Source organism: Affinundibacterium nitidum (genome assembly GCF_014284155.1).
Lineage (GTDB): Bacteria > Pseudomonadota > Gammaproteobacteria > Burkholderiales > Burkholderiaceae_D > Undibacterium > Undibacterium nitidum.
The window spans coordinates 179,078-199,337 of sequence record NZ_JACOFZ010000005.1; the positions used below are offsets into that span (position 1 = coordinate 179,078).

Here is a 20,260-nt window from a genome sequence, read left to right on the forward strand (position 1 = left end):
TGGTATTTGAGACTTGAGAACTTTGAGAAAGGCAATGCCATGCAAGCACGTCAGCATCTATTGATTATCGATCCGCAAAATGATTTTTGTGATCTCCCTGCGCAGTATTTACCACAAGCGCTCAATGGCAAAACCGTGGTGCCCGCGTTGCCCGTAGCAGGTGCGCATGCCGATATGCAGCGGGTTGCGCATTTGATTGATACTTATGGCCATCAACTAACCGCGATTACTGTGACACTCGACTCGCATCATCGATTCGATATAGCCCATCCGAGTTTTTGGAGAAAAGCAGATGGTAGCGATGTGAGTCCGTTCACCCAAATCAGTTTGCAGGAATTCAAAGCAGGTGAGTTTGTGCCGCGTCTCGAATCTGCGAAAGCACGGGTTCAGGCCTATCTCGAAACTTTAGAGAGCGCAGGCAGTTATCGGTTGATGATTTGGCCGGTGCATTGTGAAATTGGCAGTTGGGGGCACAATGTTCATGCCGATGTACGTGCTGCATATAATCGCTGGGAAGATCAGCATAAGGCTGTGGTGGAGATGGTGTATAAAGGCTCTAACCCATGGACAGAGCACTATTCAGCGATGATGGCTGAAGTGCCAGATGATACAGATCCTGATACGCAATTGAATCAAGACTTGCTAAAGACCTTGAGAAGCGCCGATAGTGTGTTGATTTGCGGAGAAGCGAGTAGCCATTGTGTGCGTGCAAGTACAGAGCACATCGTCGCTAACTGGCCTCAAGATCGCTTATCTCAACTGGTGTTGTTAAGTGATTGCATGAGTGCGGTGACAGGTTTTGAACAAGCTGGTGACGACTTTCTGAAGGATATGCGCAATCGCGGCTTACGCATCATGAAGTCGACAGAACTCGTCAATCAAAAATAAGACCGAGATCGTACCCATTTTTGGAGAAAATTCTATGCAACCCGTCGTTCGCAGTCTGTTAGAAAACGATCTTTACAAATTTACGATGTGGCAGGCTTTTCTACATAGTCATCCTGATACTCAGACGGAATATGCATTTGTGTGTCGCAATATACCAGCTTATCCTTTGGCGGCGCTGAAGGAGGATGTAGAACGTGAACTTGATCACTTATGTAGTTTAAGCTTTGCGAGTGATGAGCTCGACTACCTACGCCAGCTGCGTTACATCAAAAGTGACTTCGTCGATTTTCTGACCATCTTCCGCTTTCAGCGTAAGTTCATCGAAGTAAGTGTCGACGGCGATACCCTGCAGATCATTGCCAAAGGCCCACAAGTACACGTTATGGGCTTCGAGATTTTCGTGCTGTATATCGTCAACGAATTGTATTTCCGTCGATTGGGTAAGGATGAAGTAATGGCCGAAGGACGCTTGCGTCTACGGAATAAGGTCGAACAGATCCGCCATTTGGCTTCGACGACTCTCAAGAAACACCCTTTTGAGTTCTTCGATTTTGGACTGCGTCGTCGCTTCTCTGGTGTGTGGCAAGAAGAAGTCGTGGCAACCCTTGCGCAGGAATTGCCACAGTATTTCAAAGGCTCTTCCAATGTGTATTTAGCCAAGAAATATAATCTGACTCCGATAGGCACGATGGCCCATGAGTATCTACAGTCATACCAATCGTTTGGTGTGCGCCTCCGTGATTTCCAGAAAGCAGCTTTGGAAGACTGGGTGCAGGAGTATCGCGGCGATCTCGGTACAGCCCTTACGGATGTCGTAGGCATGGATGCCTTTTTGGCCGACTTTGATCTGTATTTCGCAAAACTTTTTGACGGCTTACGGCATGACTCTGGTGATCCTATCGTCTGGGGTGAGAAAGCCTTGGCGCATTACGTCAAACTACGTATTGATGCCAATACAAAACGCTTGGTATTTTCTGATGGATTGGATGTGGCCACAGCGTTTTCACTCTACCAGCACTTTGCCGATCGTGTGATGACAGGTTTTGGTATCGGTACCAACCTCAGCAACGATATGGGAATTACGCCTTTGAATATCGTGATGAAGATCGTGTCTTGCAATGGTCAGCCAGTAGCGAAGTTGTCTGATGCGAGTGGTAAGACTCTCTGCAAAGACGAAACTTTCCTTGCGTATTTGCGACAAGTTTTTCATCATCCAGTGCCATAAGATGTTTGCCACAGCTTATAACAAACGAAAACAATAAAGGTCAAAAGATGTTGAATTTTGCCATTGCACAATGCAACTTTACGATCGGCGATTTCGCTGAAAACACCCAAAAAATAGTCGCTCGTATGCAGCAAGCTGCCGATGCCCAATCTGACTTGGTGATTTTTTCTGAATTGAGTGTATGTGGATACTATCCCGGCGATCTATTGGAAGATGTTCGATTTCTCAACGCCTGCAAGCAAGCTTTGGACTTGGTGCTCGCAGCTTCTTGCCAGCACCCACAAATCGTTACTGTGCTCGGTACTGTGCGCGATCACCACGGGCCAGGCAAGCCTCTGCACAATGGCTTGCTGGCGATTCAGAATGGAAAAATAGTCGCTGAGTATCACAAACAGCTCTTGCCCACTTACGGTATATTTGACGAAGGACGTCATTTCGAGGCGGGCAAGGAAGGTGCTTGTACGCTCCAGATCGCTGGCCACCATATTGGATTTATGGTGTGTGAAGATGGTTGGAATGATGAAGGTAAAGACTATAAAGTCAACCCGTATGCGGCTTTAGAAAATGCGGGAGTTGAGCTGATTATCAGTATCAACGCAAGCCCTTCGGATTTTGGAAAAAGAGAGCAACGTCATCGTTTGTTCAAGCAAGCGGCGCAAGCACATGATACGCCTATCGTTTATGTGAACCAGGTCGGTGGTCAAGATCAGTTAGTCTTCGATGGTTATTCTTTTGTTGTCAGTCCAGAGCAGGGCGTGGTGTTTGAAGCCGCTCCGTTCGAGGAAGATTTTGCATGCCTCGAATTTTCAAACAAAGAATTCAAATTAGTTCAGCAGGTACAAGCGAAAACTGAAGAGGGTAGCTTACTCCCAGTTGAGTTTGCGCGACGTCAAATTGTTTTGGGTTTAAAAGATTATGCTCGTCGCTGCCACTTCACAAAAGCGGTTGTCGGATCTTCTGGAGGAATTGACTCAGCTTTAACTTTGGCTTTGGCCGTCGAAGCTTTAGGTGCTGAAAATGTGATTGCGATAACGATGCCCTCGGCGTATTCGAGCGAAGGTTCTGTGTCTGACTCGGTGAAACTATGCGAGGCTTTGGGTATTCCTCTGTTGAACCATCCAATTCTCGATCTGGTGAATCAATATAGTAGGGGATTTGAAGCAGCCTTCTCCAGCCCCCTGAAAGGCTTGAGCTTAGAGAATTTACAAGCGCGTGTGCGCGGTACGATCTTAATGGAATATTCGAATAGTTTTGGCGCGCTATTACTTACCACTGGTAATAAGAGTGAGATTTCGGTTGGTTACTGTACGCTCTACGGTGATACGAATGGTGGTTTAGGTTTAATTGGCGATTTGTATAAAACTGAAGTGTATGCTCTATCGCGACATGTCAATGAGCGTGCTGGACGAGAAATTATTCCGAATGACGTTCTCACCAAGCCACCATCAGCGGAACTTGCGCCAGGGCAGCTTGATACAGACAGTCTCCCTCCTTATGAAGAGCTCGATGAAATTTTGAAGTGGCATATTGAGGGCCGACGTTTGCCACAAGCGGAGGCGGCGCGAGCCGAAGACTTCGTTAATCGACTACTGGCAACGGAAAAAGGTAAAGCAACAGTGAAGCGTATCCTGGGAATGGTCGCTCGAAATGAGTATAAACGCCGTCAAGCACCACCGATTATTCGTGTTCGTGCACGTGCATTTGGCAGCGGTAGACAAATGCCGATTGCTGCTCATTACGAATTTTAAGAACATCAATTGCTAGCAGTGATAGGACCAGAAGATGCAAACAGATCAATTTGAAACACAAACCGAAGTCGCTGTCGTCATCGGACGGTTTCAGCCTTTTCACTTAGGACATGCGCATCTCTTGCAAGCCGCCTTGGCTGCCGCGCCTCAAGTCGTGGTCGTGCTTGGTTCTTCATTTCATGCGCGTAGCGTGAAAAATCCCTTCACGTCGCAAGAGCGCATTGCGATGATTAATGCGACACTAGACGAAGCAACGAGAGGGCGCGTGCAGTTCGTAGCGGTTCGCGATTATTACGACGACGAGCGCTGGTCAAAAGCGGTACAGGCCAAGGTCATGCAATTGCATGCCAATGCCAAAAGTTATACCTTGATTGGACACTTTAAAGATGCATCCAGTTATTACTTGAGGCGTTTCCCGCATTGGCGGTTACGTGAATGTGAAAATACGACCCAGATCGATGCAACAGCGATTCGTCGCGTGTTGTTTGAAGCTGAAAATGTTGAGGTTTCACTCGCAGTGCTTGAAGCGATGTTGCCACTTGCGGTTCGTCAGTATCTAAAAGCTTGGACTACGTTACCGGCTTTTGCGGCTTTGGTCGAAGAATACCGAGGTTTGCAAAAGTATAAACTGGCTTGGGCTAGCGCACCCTATCCACCTATCTTTTGCACAGTCGATTCGGTAGTTTGTACCAACCAGCATGTGTTATTGATTCAGCGCGGTGGTTTTCCGGGGAAGGGCTTATGGGCGCTACCGGGAGGCTTTCTTGATCCGCATGAACGCCTACAGCGGGCAGCGGTACGCGAGCTGAGAGAGGAAACAAAACTGGCGGTACTTGATTCCACGCTGGAGAATGCCTTGGTCGATGTCAAAGTGTTCGACCATCCAGACCGCAGTCAGCGTGGCCGCACCATTACTCATGCTTTTTATTTTGATCTCAAGCTTGATCATTTTCCAGATATCGAGGCCGATGATGATGCCGCCGCGGCAAAGTGGGTAGCGATCGCAGATATCCTAAGTATGGAAGAGCAGTTCTTTGATGACCACTTCCATATTTTGGATCAATTCTTGCAGATCAGCGAACATTAGCTTGACCAAAAATTGCCTTTTTGCAGTTTCGTGAATGGGCAAACATGTTTAAGATGAATGCTCGTTCTTCAAAGGAAAGTTCTATGCGTTTCGTTACTGCACTGGCATTGTTTGCTGCATCAATGGCCTCGACTCAGGCCTTGGCACAAGACGTCAAAACGCAACAAATACTGATGCCCCTTGATGTAAAGCAGGTGTCCAAATGGAGTACGCCGTATGAGTATCGAATCGCCAGTTTTGCAAAAGATGAGAGCAAACTTGGCGGCGGGGCGCTGATCTTGCTATTGAGCCAAGACCAAAGAAAGGCGTTCGTCAACTTTCAAGGTACGACGATAGAGCTAAGCTCGGTGCAAAAAAATCTAGCGACATCTTGTGTTGCCGGTGAAACCCGACAAAACGTGTATAGCAACGGACAAGTTCGCCTACTGTTGAAGTTGAAGTTGGAGCCTGCGGCGGAAGGGTGTTTGGGCAATGGATTAATTAGTGTGTATGTCGACAAACACACACATCGTTATCTCGTTAAGGGGCTTAGTGCCTTGTAGTTTTACCAAATAAGACCAGTTCCGCCGGTTTTTTCGTAATCAACCGCTAGGAATCGACAACGAGCAACCGCAGCTTGTTGTATTTCACTCTGTGAACCGGAGATCAAGCCTGATCTTTAACAAACTCTGACACATTAACATTTCCATATGGAAATCTTAGATCTATAATCAAAGACTTAATTAGTACTAATTCGAAGCTTTGTTTGTATTTGTAGAAGGAGTTCCACTTGTCACTGAACATTTTTGGCCCTGGCAAACAATTGATGCGCAGCCTGCGCATGCCTGCGAAATTTTCTATCATCATGATCACGCTGTTGATCCCTCTGATGATGCTGTTGTACTTATATGTGGATAAAGCAAACGCGGATATTGATTTCGCAAGAAATGAACGTGTTGGTGTCGAATATCATGCGCAGGTAAATCCGATTATGGATGCGGTTTTGCAGCATCGAGGGCAAGCGTTATTGCGCCTGATACAGGTCGAAGACAAAGCACTTACCGATGAGGCGGCTAAGACGGTTGACAGCGGCATTGCGAGTTTGGATAAAAAGTTGCAAGCAGCTGACCCCTATCAGCTCAAAGCTATTTTGGCCAAAGTGAAAGATGCTTGGACTGCCGCTCAGCAGGGTACTTACACTGAGACCGCTCAAATTACGGAGAAATACACGAAGGTAAATGACGCTTTGGTCGAAATGCGTCGTCAGATATCTGAGTCATCGAGTTTGGCATTAGACCCAGACGTTGACAGTTACTACTTGATGACAGCCGCGACCGATAAGCTTCCTTCGATGACAGGAAATCTTGCACCTCTGCGTGGTCTGGTTGCCTATGTTGCCGCGAACCCAGATAAAGCCGATACGACGCGTACACGTATCGCTGCCTTTAGTGCCTTGATTAAACGCGATCGTGCTGATGCGAAGGATGCACTCGATCGAGTCGCTCAAGCGAATCCCGACGCAATGAAGAAACTGGATTTGAAGGTGTTTGACTTAACCGATGAGTATCTAAAGTTGATTCAAGCAACAATCATGGAAACCGTGAGTGGTGATGCGAAAAGTATTTACAACCAAGGCAGCACAGCAATCAATGCGAACTCAAATCTAACGAGCGAGAGCTTGAAGGCGCTTGAAACAGCGCTGGGTGCGCGCATCGATAGTTTAGCGCGCCATCGCAATTCTATGTTGGCGGGTGTCGCTTTTGCCTTGGCGATTGCACTCTACACTTTGTACACCTTCTACATTACTTCATTGAGCGGCTTCAAGAGTATGTCGAAGCGCGTGAACATGTTGGGGCAAGGTGAGTTGACGATGTCGAATATCGCCGTCGGTCGCGATGAGATTTCAGAATCGATCAATATCTTCCGTAGAAGCGTACAAGCCTTAGCGCAAATTGTGTCGGGTGTACGTGAGTCTGCCGAAGCGATTAGCCTTGCTACATCGGAGATCGCTGCGGGTAACAATGACTTGGCTGAACGCGGCGCGAAGATAGCAACGACTGTGCAACATACCGCAGAAAATATGGATTCCTTAGCGGCGAAGGTCGCACATAATCTTGAAAACGCGAAACAGGCCGACCAGCTCGCGCTCTCTGCTTTTCAAGTAGCGACCAAAGGCGGTAGTGTGGTGGCGCAAGCCGTCGAGACCATGGAGAGAATCACGATCTCTTCACGTAAGATTGGTGAAATTACCGAAGTCATTAATGGCATCGCTTTTCAAACCAATATCTTGGCACTCAATGCCGCGGTTGAAGCTGCACGCGCAGGGGAACAAGGCCGTGGCTTTGCTGTGGTCGCCTCCGAGGTACGTAGCTTGGCGCAACGCAGTGCTGGCGCCGCCAAAGAGATTGGTGACTTGATTCGCGAATCGATTCAAGACATCGAAGCAGGCGCGCGCTATGTGAATGACGCCGGCAGCACGATGAAGGAAATCGTCGAGTCCGTACAAAACGTCACGACCATCATGGATGAAATCACGCGTGAGTCGAATGAACAATCGACAGAGATCAATGATATGGCAGAAGCCGTACGTGAAGTCGATTCGAGTACACAGCAAAATGCCGCGATGGTCGAAGAAATATCAGCGGCGGTGATGTCACTGGAAGAGCGCGCGAATTTCTTGGCTGAGTCTGTCAAGACGTTTAAAGTCGACGCGGTGCCAACGACGAAATTGATAGGCTACTAAACGTTGGATCGTAAACGAAAAATCTCCGCCCTGTGAAGCTCGGAGATTTTTTTATCGATTCAAAAAATTTAATAGACGTTGACGACTCCAAATCAGATTGGCTCGCCTTAGCGCGAATGCTGAAAACATCAATAAAGTGGCTGCGTAGCGCCAGTCAGCGACAAATAGTTGAAATACGGTTCCGGTCCTGCCGGAAAAATAATCGATCCCATGCGCTAGAAAAAAGATGAAGGCGACGCTTATTAGTCCGTAATACACACTTCGATGTGAATTTTCTTTCGCTGCAATCGTGATCGCAATGATCAGTAAGCTGGTTATCTCTGCAAGCGCAATAAGGATGGCTTGCAATATCACTTCTAAAGAACCTTGACCGCCCCCAAAAGATAAGAGAAAAGCTAGGACAAACGGGGTTCCGAAGAAAGCGAGATTCACTACGAGCAAACTGCTCGCAAATTTGCTGCTTCCTAAACCATGAGGGCGAAGCAAATATCGCCAATGTAGATCGCGTACCACCAGATATTTACTCATGATCAAGGCGGCAGACACTAGTAGTAGTGAGCGATGTAGATGTATGTTCGTTGCGAAGGGGCTACCAATATTTACATAAGCGATGACGAATAGGGTGAATACAGCGATAGGGCGAAGTAATGAATCGAAGCTATAAGAATGCTTTCCGTCCAGCTTGCTTTCAGAAAAGCGCGAGACTCGCTTAAGTTGGCCTTTGATTTCATTGAGATAGGTATTCGTTTCTTCAGTCGTTGGCACCGCTTCTTTTGAATTGCTGGGTTTTCCATTGTTGAGGCTATGCCATAGCGAGATTGGCCATGCAAAGCAACACACAATTGAAACACTCACTGGGAGCTGAAAATAGAGAATGCCAATTTGACCAAGCATAAGTGCCATCCAAAGAGCAATGAGCAAGCCATATTGAACGCGAAACCTCCGATGGATAATTCTTGCTGTGCTCATACCTGCACATAATGAAAGCGACCACAGACCGATTACGGAGGCGAAATCGTGCCAATTGTTCGAATCCGCCATCGCCAGCATGGGCAGCAGCGATACCGCGCTGACAAAATTGAGGCGTTTGACAAGCGACAAATAAAGAAACTGATGCAGAGCCTGTGGTATCACGTTTGAGCGTGAGAATGAGTTTAGCTGCGTTTCACGATTGATGATCATGAAACTTATTGCGAAGAGCAAAAGGCCAAGAGCCGTCAGTCCGTGGGTATTCAAACCAGGGTCGTTTTTGACGCACAGAGCGGCAAATAGTGGGACAAGTAAACACAAGAGAAAGCCAGCAACAACACGTTGACGCAAGCTTAACCATGAAAAATGCCAATGGGATGATGCAGTGCGCATGATGATACTAATCATTTAATGCAGCAAATACGGCGTCAAGTGTGGGTGCGGGAAAACGCCGACTCAATTCGTTTCCTTGAGCGTCTGTAAGTTCATTTAAATCAATTAGGGCGAGTTTCTTGCTTTGAAAATGAGGAGAGCTGACAAGCCCTGCTGCCTCAGTCTTCGGAATTAGGCGGCAATGTTTTTTGGTATAGACCCAATCCGTTTGCCATTGGAGCTCACCTTGTCGCATAAAAAGAATATGTGTCAAAAGATGATTGAGGTCGGCCAGCAGATGACTGGTAAACACGATAGTTGCTTCTTCTTTGACCCAACGGCCATCTACAAATAAGCTTTGCATTAGCCCTGCACGACGAAGTGGATCAAGGTTGGCGACAGGCTCATCCATAAAAATTAAGTCTGGCTCATGAGCTAAGGCTAATACGATGGCGAGCTTTTGCTGATCGCCACCTGAGAGCTTGCTGACCAATTTACCCAAAGATAGCTCAAGGTGGAGAGCAAGTTCAAGAGCGCGTCTCTCGGTCCAACGCGGGTAAGCTTGTCCTATGGCCTTGAGATGTTGCTCCACCGTGAGCCAAGGAAACAGGTCAGGTGTTTGGGCGACATAGGCGATTCTTTCACGTACGCTGTCGTTCATTTCCATGGTCGACTGCCCAAACAGTTCTACAGTGCCACTGTCTGCTAAAGTCAAGCCTGTGAGACACTTGAGTAAGCTTGATTTTCCACTGCCGTTGCTACCTAAAAGGCCAACTCTCGATCCCTGAGGAATCGTAAAACTGACATCTTTCAGAATATGGTTTAGACCGCGATGCCAATTGAGTGCCTGGCATTGAACGACGAACTGGGAATCAGGCATTGTGCGATCTTGAAGGAGTGGAATTTCACGAGTGTAGCGAGGAATTGCTTGTCAATGCAATCCCAATTGCCAAATTAGGCAAGGTATGAAGTGGCAATCTCGAATTTAAAGTTCATCGGTGGGAGCATTGGTGCCCCCACCGCGTAGAACATTAAATATGCAAAGCATGGCCCAAAGCGCGCAATGCTGCTTCTTGTACCGCTTCGCCTAGCGTTGGATGAGAATGGATGGTGCCGGCGACATCTTCTAAAGTCGAGCCCATTTCTAGTGACAAACCAAATGCGGCACTCAATTCAGAAACGCCCTTGCCGACGGCTTGCCAGCCGAGGATGAGGTGATTATCTTTGCGAGCGACCACACGTACAAAACCTTCGCTTGATTCTAAGGTCATTGAACGACCATTGGCGGCGAAGGGGAAGTTTGCGCTAATGATGTCGATACCGGCGTCTTGCGCTTCTTGTGGAGACTTGCCGACGACGACGAGTTCAGGGTCAGTAAAGCATACGGCAGGAATCGCCGCTGGCATAAACTGACGACGTTTGCCAGCGATAATTTCAGCGACCATTTCACCCTGTGCCATTGCCCGATGCGCCAACATCGGCTCACCCGCCACGTCACCAATCGCCCATACATTACGCATAGAAGTGCGGCATTGGTCATCAATCTTGATCGATCGGCCATGCATATTGAGCATCAAGGATTCAAGCCCGAAACCTTCGGTGCGTGGACGGCGCCCGACTGCGACCAAGACTTTGTCGCAAGCGAGTTCAGACTCTTCGCCAGCTGCAATCTTGATACGGACGGCGCTGTTATCTGCGTTCATTCCTTGCACTGTGCATCCAAGATGTACTTCGATACCCGCTTGTTTAAGTGCAGTGCGAATGACTTTGGTCAACTCTTCATCGTAAGCTGGTAAGATACGGTCAAGTGATTCAACGACACTGACTTCACTACCGAGTTTGCGGTAGGCGATGCCCAGTTCTAAACCAATGTAGCCACCACCAACGACCACCAGTTTTTTGGGAATGTTTGTTGGTGACAATGCTTCCGTTGAGCTGATCACTTTGCCATCGCCAGAGCCAAAAGGCATGAATGGAAGTTCAACCGCGCTGGAGCCGGAAGCGATTAGTAGATGTTCGCAAGTGATGCGTTGTACTTCTTTACCGTCTTGCATGACGGCGACTGTTTTGCCATCAAGGATTTGCGCCCAGCCTTTGACGACTTGTGCGCCATTCTTTTTGAGTAGGGCGCCGACGCCTGTCGTCAAGCGTTTGACGATGCCATCTTTCCAGCTCACGGTTTGATCGATATTGATGCTAGGCGCGCTCACTTGAATGCCAAGCGCGGAGCCGTGGGCATAGTGTTTGGCTTTCTCAAATTCTTCAGCGGCGTGGATCAATGCCTTAGAAGGGATGCAACCGATATTGAGGCAAGTGCCGCCCAGTTGATCACCTTCGATGAGAATCGTCGGGATCTTCAGTTGCGCGGCGCGGATGGCGGCGATGTAGCCGCCAGGGCCACCACCGATGACCACGAGAGTTGTGGATGTTGTTTGCATGGTTGTTCCTTACAGCAGTTTTTCTGCTAACTGCCTTGTTAATTAAGATGGAAGTCAGAATAAGGGTATTCAAATTGCGCTGTCGCTCCTGCGCAGGCAGCAGCCCAGTGGTTTTCGTTGATCAAGCAACGGCGCTGGATTCCCGCTTGCGCAGGAATGACACCAATACATACCCCTCACTCAATAAACAGCGTCGCCGGACATTCCAAATAGCCACGTATCGTCTGAATAAACTGTGCCGCATCCATGCCATCGACCACGCGATGATCAAACGACGACGACAGATTCATCATCTTGCGTGCGACAACTTGGCCATTGCGTATCATCGGACGTTCCACCATTTTGTTGACGCCGATGATGGCCACTTCTGGCGAATTGATGACCGGTGTCGATACAATGCCACCCAAAGCGCCTAAGCTAGAAATCGTGATCGTCGAGCCCGACAATTCTTCACGTGTTGCTTTGCCCGTGCGCGCCGCTTCAGCGAGGCGTCCCATTTCGTTGGCATTGCTCCAGAGGTCACGTGCTTCAGCATGACGCACCACCGGCACCATCAAACCTGCTGGTGTCTGTGCTGCGATACCTAGATGGACAGCTGCGAACTGTGTGACCACGCCAGCCTCGTCGTCGTAGCGTGCATTGATCTGTGGATAGTCACGCACAGCTAATACGACAGCCCGCATCAACAGCGGTAACAGACTGAGCTTGCCACGTTCTTTGCCCCACTTTTGATTCAATTGCGTGCGTAAGGCCTCAAGCTCAGTGACGTCGACCTCTTCTACATAAGAGAAATGCGGAATGCGGCGTTTTGCATCTTGCATTTTCTGCGCAATCTTACGACGTAGGCCGATGACAGGAATGGCTGTTTCTTCGTGCAATTCGCGGTAACTGCTACCACCGCTGGCGATCGATACAGGACCACGCGCAACATAAGCTTCCAAGTCTTCGTGCGTAATGCGACCCGCTGTGCCAGTACCCGGCACAAATTGTAATTCGATGCCCAAGTCCCAAGCACGGCGACGTACTGCCGGCGAGGCGATAGGCTTTTCACCATTGGCACGAGCTGCACTTGGTAAGCTGTTCGATTTTGCCGCGACTGGCTTAGTTGTGACTGCAGCTGGAGCCGGAGTTGACGTCGCTGGCGCGGCCTTTTCCACAACAGCCGGCGCAGCTGCTGTCACTGCTGGCTTGGCGGCTGGGGCTGGCGTCGTTGGTGCAGCGGCCACAGGCGCGGCTGCATTGGCATCCACATTGCCCGCACCTTCCACTTCAATGCGTATCAACTCAGATCCCACCGCCATCACCTGACCAGCAGCGCCACCGAGTGCCAACACTTTGCCATGAACTGGGCTAGGAATTTCTATCGTCGCTTTATCGGTCATGACATCAGCCATGACTTGATCTTCGACGATCATGTCGCCCACTTTCACATTCCACGCTACCAACTCAACTTCGGCAATGCCTTCACCGATATCCGGCATTTTAATGACATGAATACCCATCTTATTTCTCCATCGCACGTTTAAATGCCGCGGCAACGCGGGCTGGACCAGGGAAGTAATCCCACTCTTGCGCATGTGGGTAGGGCGTATCCCAACCCGTCACGCGTTCGATCGGTGCTTCCAGATGGTAGAAACAATGCTCTTGCACCAGTGCGGTGAGTTCCGCGCCAAAACCGCTGGTGCGCGTCGCTTCATGCACAATCACACAACGTCCTGTCTTCTTCACAGACTTCAAAATGGTGGGTAAGTCTAGTGGCCACAAACTGCGTAAATCGATGATTTCAGCATCGATGCCACTTTCTTCGGTCGCCGCTTCAGACACCCACACCATGGTGCCATACGTGAGTACGGTGAGGTCTTTACCTTCGCGGAAGACCGCAGCCGATTCGAGTGGCACGGTGTAGTAACCTTCAGGCACGTCGCCCATAGGATGCTTAGACCACGGCACTACCGGTTGATCGTGATGACCATTGAATGGACCGTTATAAATACGCTTAGGCTCTAAGAAAATGACAGGGTCATTGTTTTCGATGGAAGCGATCAATAAGCCTTTGGCATCGTAAGGGTTGGATGGCATCACTGTGCGCAAACCGCAGACATGGGTAAATACGGCTTCCGGGCTTTGGCTATGCGTTTGGCCACCATAGATACCACCGCCACACGGTGTGCGTATGGTTAATGGTGCCGTGAAATCACCAGCAGAACGGAAACGTAGACGCGCTGCTTCCGAAACGATTTGATCGTAAGCGGGGTAGATGTAATCGGCAAATTGAATCTCAATACATGGGCGCAAACCATATGCGCCCATACCAATTGCCGCACCGACGATACCGCTTTCCGAAATCGGTGCATCAAACACACGCGATTTGCCATACTTCTTTTGTAATCCTTCGGTGCAGCGAAATACGCCACCAAAGTAGCCGACGTCTTGCCCGAAAACGACGACATTGTCATCACGCTCTAACATCACATCCATCGCTGATCGCAGCGCTTGAATCATGGTCATCGGCGTGGTCTTGCCTTTTAGATCTTCACTCATTACATGGTTCCTTTAGCTACCTGATTAGATGCCCAATTGTTGACGTTGTTGACGCAGATGCTCAGGCATATGCTCATAGATGTCTTCAAACATCTCCGCCGGACTAAACACATGGTTATCTGCCAGACTACCGAGCGTTTCGGCTTCTTTCTGGGCGGCGATCACCATTGCTTCTAGTTCTTTCTGGGTATCTTCATGCTCTTGTTCGGACCATGCTCCTTGATTCATCAAATATTGTTTGAGGCGCGCAATTGGGTCGCCCAATGGGAAATGGCTGGCGTCATCCAAAGGACGATACTTCGATGGATCATCGGATGTAGAGTGAGGGCCTGCACGGTAAGTCACCCATTCAATCAACGTCGGACCGAGATTGTTACGTGCACGTTCCGCAGCCCATTTGGATGCCGCATATACCGCGAGGAAGTCATTGCCATCGACGCGCAGGGCAGCGATGCCGCAGCCAACGCCGCGCGCAGCAAAAGTTGTATTCTCACCGCCCGCAATGGCTTGGAAGGTGGAAATCGCCCATTGATTATTCACCACGTTCAAAATGACTGGTGCATGATAAACGTGGGCGAAGGTCAATGCGGTGTCGAAATCTGCCTCGGCTGTGGCACCATCACCAATCCACGCGGAAGCGATCTTGGTATCGTTCTTAATCGCTGAAGCCATCGCCCAGCCCACCGCTTGAATATATTGCGTGGCGAGATTGCCGGAGATGGAAAAGAAGCCCGCTTCTTTAATCGAATACATCACCGGTAATTGGCGACCCTTGAGCGGGTCTCCTTCGTTCGACATCAATTGGCAGATCAAACCATGCAAGGGCACTTCACGCGCCATCAAAATACTTTGTTGGCGGTAAGTTGGGAAACACATATCGTCGCGATTCAAGGCCATCGCTTGCGCTGCACCGATCGCTTCTTCGCCTAAACTTTGCATGTAGAAGGACATTTTCTTTTGGCGCTGGGCGATCAACATGCGCGAATCGAAAATACGCGTTTTCATCATCGCCCGCATTCCTGCGCGCAAAGTCTCAATGCTAATGTCAGGAACCCAAGGTCCAACTGCATTTCCCTGTTCATCGAGCACGCGAATCAAGGAATAGGCGATATCGCGCGTATCGACAGGCGTCACGTCGACTGGAGGGCGACGTACTTCACCAGCGGCAGATAAACGTAGATAGGAAAAGTCGGTCTGTTGGCCAGGACGGCCAGTGGGTTCCGGTACGTGTAAACGTAACGGTTCTGTGTGTGGCATGGTTTGTCTCCTTGCTCAATTTTGTTGAGCAATCATTGGAAATAAGTGTCATTTTTCACTACACCATTGTTGTGGCGCAGCATTCTTTTTTATTAGTGGCGTTTAATTCTTGTGGAGTAAAACGCCGCGAAAGCCTTCAATCTTTCTGGCGCAAAGTATCCACAAATCGACCGCGATTGGCAAGCAAAGCGAGGTTGTTTCTTGCGCTAATTAAAGAAATTTAGTGCTTGATTTTCTGGGACAAATCACATTCGAGGAAAGTGCGATTTTTTTGTTGCGATGCAATATGAATTGCACTTGAATGAGATGTGGGAGGGTAGAGAGGAATTAAATTTCCCTGATCAATTTGAATCTAGATATTGGAGTGGCTTTGGTGCTTTTGTTTGCACTCAATGTATATACCTTTGAACTCCATTCAAAGTTTATTTTTTTCTGGCGTGATTGCCATCGGAGATGCTTTCTTCTCGGCTTTGAGTAATTCGATTTGTGTAGCAATCAGCTGTACCTCTTGCATCAGCGTGTCGTCTTCACTACCTGACCCGTTCTTTTGCTTGCGCTGTGAGCGGGCATGCGACTCTGACTGTAACTTCACCATTTCCTGCAGAAATTCAATTTTCTTGCCTTGATCTTTTTCGATGCCGAGTTTTGATTGTAATAATCCTAGCTTGGCCGCATCGAGAGATTTTGCATCACCTTTGCCGAGCGCTAATTTGTGCTGACGCAAAGCGACAATTTTCTCCTGCACGGCAATGTATTTTTCTTGCAGTTGGGTGAGGGCGTCGGGTAGCTGCACCTCTTCCAGCCCAGCAGGAAGCGCCAATGGCAACTCTCCAGCCTTGTTGTCTTGTTTCGCAGCTTGGCACCAAGCACCGCCAATCAAAGACAAGTTTAAGAGTAAAGCAATGAAGAATTTCAACATGACGAAACCTCGCGCAGAAGACCCAGAGTTGCGATACGTTTCGTCATTCTGGGTAATCGTTAGATTAGATGAGGTCAAAGTTTAGCTTGAGTTCAGCTTGTGTGCTGCAATATTTTACTTGCGCACAGAAGCGTATTTCCTCGTCGTTACTCATTCCCAATTCTTGATCGTGTTCATCAAGAATGCATCGCAATCCGTGTAAGCACGTGCACCCATTTCGTTCACAGCGAAATTGATGTCTTTTATCCGAGCCAGTTCAGTATTGATAAATTCATTTAGTCCTGCGATAGGTGACGCTGTTTCCAGCTCGCCGCCCGCCATTTTCTTCGCTAGCAGTAAATCGATCTCCTGCCGCAGGCTGCCGTTTGGAAGCAGGGTATCTAGTAAACGATGAAACTCGATGGGTGGCATCGTGCCAAAACGTTCTATCCATAAACAGGAAAATATCGGCCGTAGTACGTACAGATATTTCTTGAGCCGTACTTGATCTTTGTGAAGAAACTCACGTGTATTGGTGATCGCCATACTGACATAATGTTGAAAGCAGGCCTGCGGCTTGAAAAAGACCTCTGCTTGCTGGCGAAATGCCGTCATCACTGTTTTATCTTCACGATAAACCAAGGGGGATTGTAGCCATTCCATCAGAGCGGGATTACTCTTGTGAAGTAGCTGCAAACTTTTCCGTAATTCCCACCCATTGATATCCAATTCACCTAGCGGGTGCTGCTCTATGCCAGTTTCGATGACATCGCGACCCGCGTGAACCTTGAAGTACCATGGCTCGCGATGTACATACAAAAAACGGACATCCCAATCACTATCGGGCGAAGCAAAGCCCCAGGCACGGCTGCCAGACTCGATCGCTAAAATGATCTTGACGTCGTGTTCTTGTTCTATGGTGTTTAAGCGATCTTGTATGACCGTTTCTACGCTTGTTGCGAGGTTTTTCATGACTGTGTCCTACCTGTTCTATTGTTGTTCTTGTCTTCCGTTCGACTTCAAGCAAACCTGTCTAAGCATTAGTGAATAGCCTAAGCAATCTTGTTTAACTCTTCGCTAAATGATGCAGCCCTTGGTTTGCACTTTAAAACAATGAGCGTCGATCTTCTCAATCCCAAAATTGACATTCAAAAACGCTTGAATGATGTTGCAGTTGGTTTTGAAATGCTCGCTAATCACATTCGTGGTGAATACGCCTCCTGCTAAAGCCAAAGGAATCAAGAGTTGATCTGCCATATGTTCGCCCACTGCAGCTTGGCTGGCGAGATAGTGCTTCATCTCATCGCAAGCTTGTTGTGCCACTAGCCCGCTTGAACGCGACTTAACGCCATAGCCAGTGACGATTTCAGTATGTTGACTCGACTGCACATTCAGTAGCAATGCATTGCCAACCCCATGTGAATTACGTAGCCCTTGGTGTATCAAGTCTTCTTCATTCCAATTCAGGTAACGCTGCACTTCTTTGAGTTGAGTCGCAGCGACACTGTGGTCCAAGTTGGCGATTAAACACAATCCATGCTGGCTAATTCGTTCACCGCGCTCTTGTAAATCCAGCGCTGATTTCTCGCGCCAAGGCTTGATGCTTGCACGCAGTTTCCCACCACCGCCAGGGTAAAAACCGTGTTTTAATAATTCAAACTCGGCATCGACCTGCATTTTCTGGATTGCTGGTAAAAAACTGTATTCTAAAAACTCAAAAGACGGCGACATCGGCACATGCGTTCCGCCTTCGATACTGACAGTACTAGCCCCTTCTGCAAATAGCAGTGGCCACAGTATGGTTTGCAGCACCAGGGCACAACTTCCCGCGGTGCCGATTGCAAAAGCATACTCACCTGCTTGCACCGCATTCGGTGTAAAGCTGAGTTCAGTGCTGCCCAAACTATCACCGGAAACTTGCGCATTCGAGATTGCTTGCGCTGCTTTCACGCAAGTCAAATGCTGGCGCATGAGTCCTGGTTTAGACCGTTTCGCTCTTATATTTTTCAGCCTAACGGCTTGCTGCGTGATGATGGACAGGGCAAGTGCCGTGCGCAGTATTTGCCCGCCACCTTCACCTTGTGATGCGTCGATTTGTATCATGTTCATTTCTATTGTGACTTACGCAAAACAGACGCTAACGTCGTTGTGTCGCCTTGCCTTAAAGGTGTACTTTCTGCGGCGACGCGCCTAGTGAGCGCAATTTTGCGTAAGTCCTATCTAAAAAAGATGAGCCTCGCTTGATTTTATATCTTAGATAATCAGGCGAGGGTCATTGTTCATTCATCTAAAAAAGTTAAAGTCACTAGATTTCCGCCTTCGCGGGAATGACCATCTCAGTTTTCCATATCGAGGTAGTGTATTGATCCTTTACCCCTTCACACACACCACCTGCTTCAATGTGTACACCACTTCAACCAAGTCCTTTTGCGCTTGCATCACGGCGTCGATGTCTTTGTATGCCATCGGAATTTCGTCAATCACATCGGCGTCTTTGCGGCATTCCACGCCAGCAGTTGCGCGTTGTTGATCTTCGATCGTGAACAACTTTTTGGCTTTGGTACGGCTCATCACACGACCTGCGCCGTGGCTACAGGATTGGAAGCTTTCTTCGTTTCCTAAACCACGTACGATGTAGCTACGCGCTCCCATTGAACCAGGAATAATGCCGAGTTCACCTTTCTTGGCCGATACCGCGCCTTTACGCGTCACGTAGACTTCTTCTCCGAAGTGCTTTTCTTTTTGCACGTAGTTGTGGTGGCAATTTACCGCTTCCAAGTGCGTTTCAAAAGGTTTGGTAATGATCTTCCGCATCGCGTCAATCACATGCTGCATCATGATTTCACGATTGGTTTTGGCAAACTTCTGTCCCCAACCTACAGCCTTGACGTAATCACCAAAATATTGACTACCTTCTTCAAAGTAAGCCAGATCTTGATCTGGAATATTGCACAAATGCTGCTGCATATCTTTTTTTGCCAGCTCAATAAACAAAGTTCCAATCGCATTTCCTACACCGCGTGAACCGGAGTGCAACATAATCCAAACAGACTCTTTTTCATCTAAACAGATTTCGATAAAGTGATTACCTGTTCCCAAAGTTCCTAAGTGTTTATGCTGATTAGTTTTCTCTAAACGAGGATAATCTGCTGTAAGTTCTTTAAAAGTCGACTCCAAAGATTTCCACGCATCATCTACTAAAGCTGGTGGACGATCACCCCAAGCACCCTTATCGCGCCCACTACGTGTGGAGGAACGTCCATGTGGAACAGCCTTCTCTATGGCGGCACGCAATGGACCCAAATTATCTGGCAAGTCCTTGGCGTTCAAAGTTGTTTTGCAGGCGATCATTCCGCATCCAATATCGACACCAACCGCGGCAGGAATAATTGCTCTATGGGTTGGGATCACGCTACCGATGGTGGACCCTTTCCCTAAGTGAACGTCGGGCATCACGGCCAAATGCTTAAAGATAAACGGCATCTTCGCCGTGTTGATCAATTGTTCTTTCGCATCGTCTTCAACGGGGACACCTTCAGTCCACATTTTAATCGGTGCGGCGTTTTCGATTTCTAGTAATTGGTAGTTTTGGTTTTTCATGTTTTGTTCTTCTTAAAATTTTCCTTGTGCGACTTGAAAGCAGCTGATTCCCGCTTCGCGCCACATTTGTACGACTCTGTCTCGATCATCAAAAACAGCGACCAGACGATTGCGGTCAACTTCGAGCATCCCCGATAACCATTTTGCTTTGAGGTTGTCGTCTTCGGTGAAGTCTCCTTGATCGCGCATGGTTAGTGCTGTGTGAAGTTCTTCCCTCTCGAATCGCGTATTTTCAATTAACCATTGTTCGGTTTCGTTTCTCACTTCATTGCTGCGTCCGGAGAATATCCAGATCTCAGCGCCATTCGCACGAAGAGCTTCCATCGTACGAATCACATTCTGGTTTGGCTTGTCAAAAACGCAGTCTTGGTGGAAGCTGCGCCAATCGTTGGCGCTTGGTCTTACTTTTTCGACCCAGTGTCTGCGATGATCAATGATGGCAAGGGTGCCATCGAGATCAAAAATATAGAGTGGTTTGCTGTTTCTCATTTGAATCTAGCTCCGTTATTACAGGG

At 48.4% G+C, this 20,260-nt stretch carries 17 protein-coding genes; 6 read left to right on the forward strand and 11 right to left on the reverse strand.

Annotation, left to right across the window (positions count from 1 at the left end; genetic code table 11):
- Positions 1-39: 39 nt before the first annotated feature.
- The 6 genes from H8K36_RS13805 (at position 40) to H8K36_RS13830 (ending at position 7,670) form a co-directional block, all read left to right on the forward strand.
- Entirely contained in the window at positions 40-888 is an 849-nt protein-coding gene (locus H8K36_RS13805; protein ID WP_186917073.1) for a cysteine hydrolase family protein, read from the forward strand.
- A 34-nt stretch (positions 889-922) separates the two neighbouring features.
- Positions 923-2,113 carry a nicotinate phosphoribosyltransferase gene (gene pncB, locus H8K36_RS13810; protein ID WP_186917074.1) on the forward strand — a complete coding sequence of 397 codons (1,191 nt, stop codon included), beginning with the start codon at positions 923-925 and terminating at the stop codon, positions 2,111-2,113.
- 47 nt (positions 2,114-2,160) lie between these two features.
- The gene (locus H8K36_RS13815) at positions 2,161-3,861 is read left to right on the forward strand and encodes an NAD+ synthase (protein WP_186917075.1); all 1,701 of its coding nucleotides are present in this window, start codon (positions 2,161-2,163) and stop codon (positions 3,859-3,861) included.
- A gap of 34 nt (positions 3,862-3,895) precedes the next feature.
- A complete protein-coding gene (locus H8K36_RS13820; protein ID WP_186917076.1) occupies positions 3,896-4,948 on the forward strand; it encodes an NUDIX domain-containing protein in 1,053 nt (350 codons plus the stop codon).
- An 83-nt stretch (positions 4,949-5,031) separates the two neighbouring features.
- Positions 5,032-5,490, forward strand: a complete 459-nt coding sequence (locus H8K36_RS13825) for a hypothetical protein (protein WP_186917077.1) — start codon at positions 5,032-5,034, stop codon at positions 5,488-5,490.
- A gap of 227 nt (positions 5,491-5,717) precedes the next feature.
- Entirely contained in the window at positions 5,718-7,670 is a 1,953-nt protein-coding gene (locus tag H8K36_RS13830) for a methyl-accepting chemotaxis protein (protein ID WP_186917078.1), read from the forward strand.
- A gap of 51 nt (positions 7,671-7,721) precedes the next feature.
- Here the strand turns inward: H8K36_RS13830 and H8K36_RS13835 are convergent, their stop codons facing one another.
- The 11 genes from H8K36_RS13835 to H8K36_RS13885 all read right to left on the reverse strand — a co-directional run bounded on the left by H8K36_RS13835 (position 7,722) and on the right by H8K36_RS13885 (position 20,234).
- On the reverse strand, positions 7,722-9,047 hold the full coding sequence (locus tag H8K36_RS13835; protein WP_186917079.1) for a hypothetical protein: 1,326 nt from the start codon (positions 9,045-9,047) through the stop codon (positions 7,722-7,724).
- Positions 9,040-9,891, reverse strand: coding sequence for an ABC transporter ATP-binding protein (locus tag H8K36_RS13840; RefSeq protein WP_186917080.1), 852 nt, complete (start codon positions 9,889-9,891; stop codon positions 9,040-9,042). Before H8K36_RS13840 ends, H8K36_RS13835 begins: the two co-directional genes overlap by 8 nt.
- A gap of 151 nt (positions 9,892-10,042) precedes the next feature.
- Positions 10,043-11,449: a dihydrolipoyl dehydrogenase gene (gene lpdA / locus H8K36_RS13845; protein WP_186917081.1), complete on the reverse strand. Its 1,407-nt coding sequence runs from the start codon at positions 11,447-11,449 to the stop codon at positions 10,043-10,045.
- Between the two features lie 176 nt (positions 11,450-11,625).
- Complete coding sequence (locus tag H8K36_RS13850; RefSeq protein WP_186917082.1) at positions 11,626-12,951, reverse strand: dihydrolipoamide acetyltransferase family protein; 1,326 nt, start codon at positions 12,949-12,951, stop codon at positions 11,626-11,628.
- A gap of 1 nt (position 12,952) precedes the next feature.
- Positions 12,953-13,990 carry an alpha-ketoacid dehydrogenase subunit beta gene (locus H8K36_RS13855; protein ID WP_186917083.1) on the reverse strand — a complete coding sequence of 346 codons (1,038 nt, stop codon included), beginning with the start codon at positions 13,988-13,990 and terminating at the stop codon, positions 12,953-12,955.
- A 24-nt stretch (positions 13,991-14,014) separates the two neighbouring features.
- Complete coding sequence (locus tag H8K36_RS13860; protein WP_186917084.1) at positions 14,015-15,247, reverse strand: 3-methyl-2-oxobutanoate dehydrogenase (2-methylpropanoyl-transferring) subunit alpha; 1,233 nt, start codon at positions 15,245-15,247, stop codon at positions 14,015-14,017.
- A 415-nt stretch (positions 15,248-15,662) separates the two neighbouring features.
- On the reverse strand, positions 15,663-16,166 hold the full coding sequence (locus tag H8K36_RS13865) for a hypothetical protein (protein WP_186917085.1): 504 nt from the start codon (positions 16,164-16,166) through the stop codon (positions 15,663-15,665).
- A gap of 150 nt (positions 16,167-16,316) precedes the next feature.
- On the reverse strand, positions 16,317-17,117 hold the full coding sequence (locus H8K36_RS13870; RefSeq protein ID WP_186917086.1) for a nucleotidyltransferase domain-containing protein: 801 nt from the start codon (positions 17,115-17,117) through the stop codon (positions 16,317-16,319).
- A gap of 105 nt (positions 17,118-17,222) precedes the next feature.
- On the reverse strand, positions 17,223-18,248 hold the full coding sequence (rtcA, locus tag H8K36_RS13875) for an RNA 3'-terminal phosphate cyclase (protein ID WP_186917087.1): 1,026 nt from the start codon (positions 18,246-18,248) through the stop codon (positions 17,223-17,225).
- Positions 18,249-18,515: 267 nt separating this feature from the next.
- The gene (locus tag H8K36_RS13880; RefSeq protein WP_186917088.1) at positions 18,516-19,745 is read right to left on the reverse strand and encodes an RtcB family protein; all 1,230 of its coding nucleotides are present in this window, start codon (positions 19,743-19,745) and stop codon (positions 18,516-18,518) included.
- Between the two features lie 12 nt (positions 19,746-19,757).
- A complete protein-coding gene (locus H8K36_RS13885; protein ID WP_186917089.1) occupies positions 19,758-20,234 on the reverse strand; it encodes a phosphatase domain-containing protein in 477 nt (158 codons plus the stop codon).
- Between the last annotated feature and the right edge of the window lie 26 nt (positions 20,235-20,260).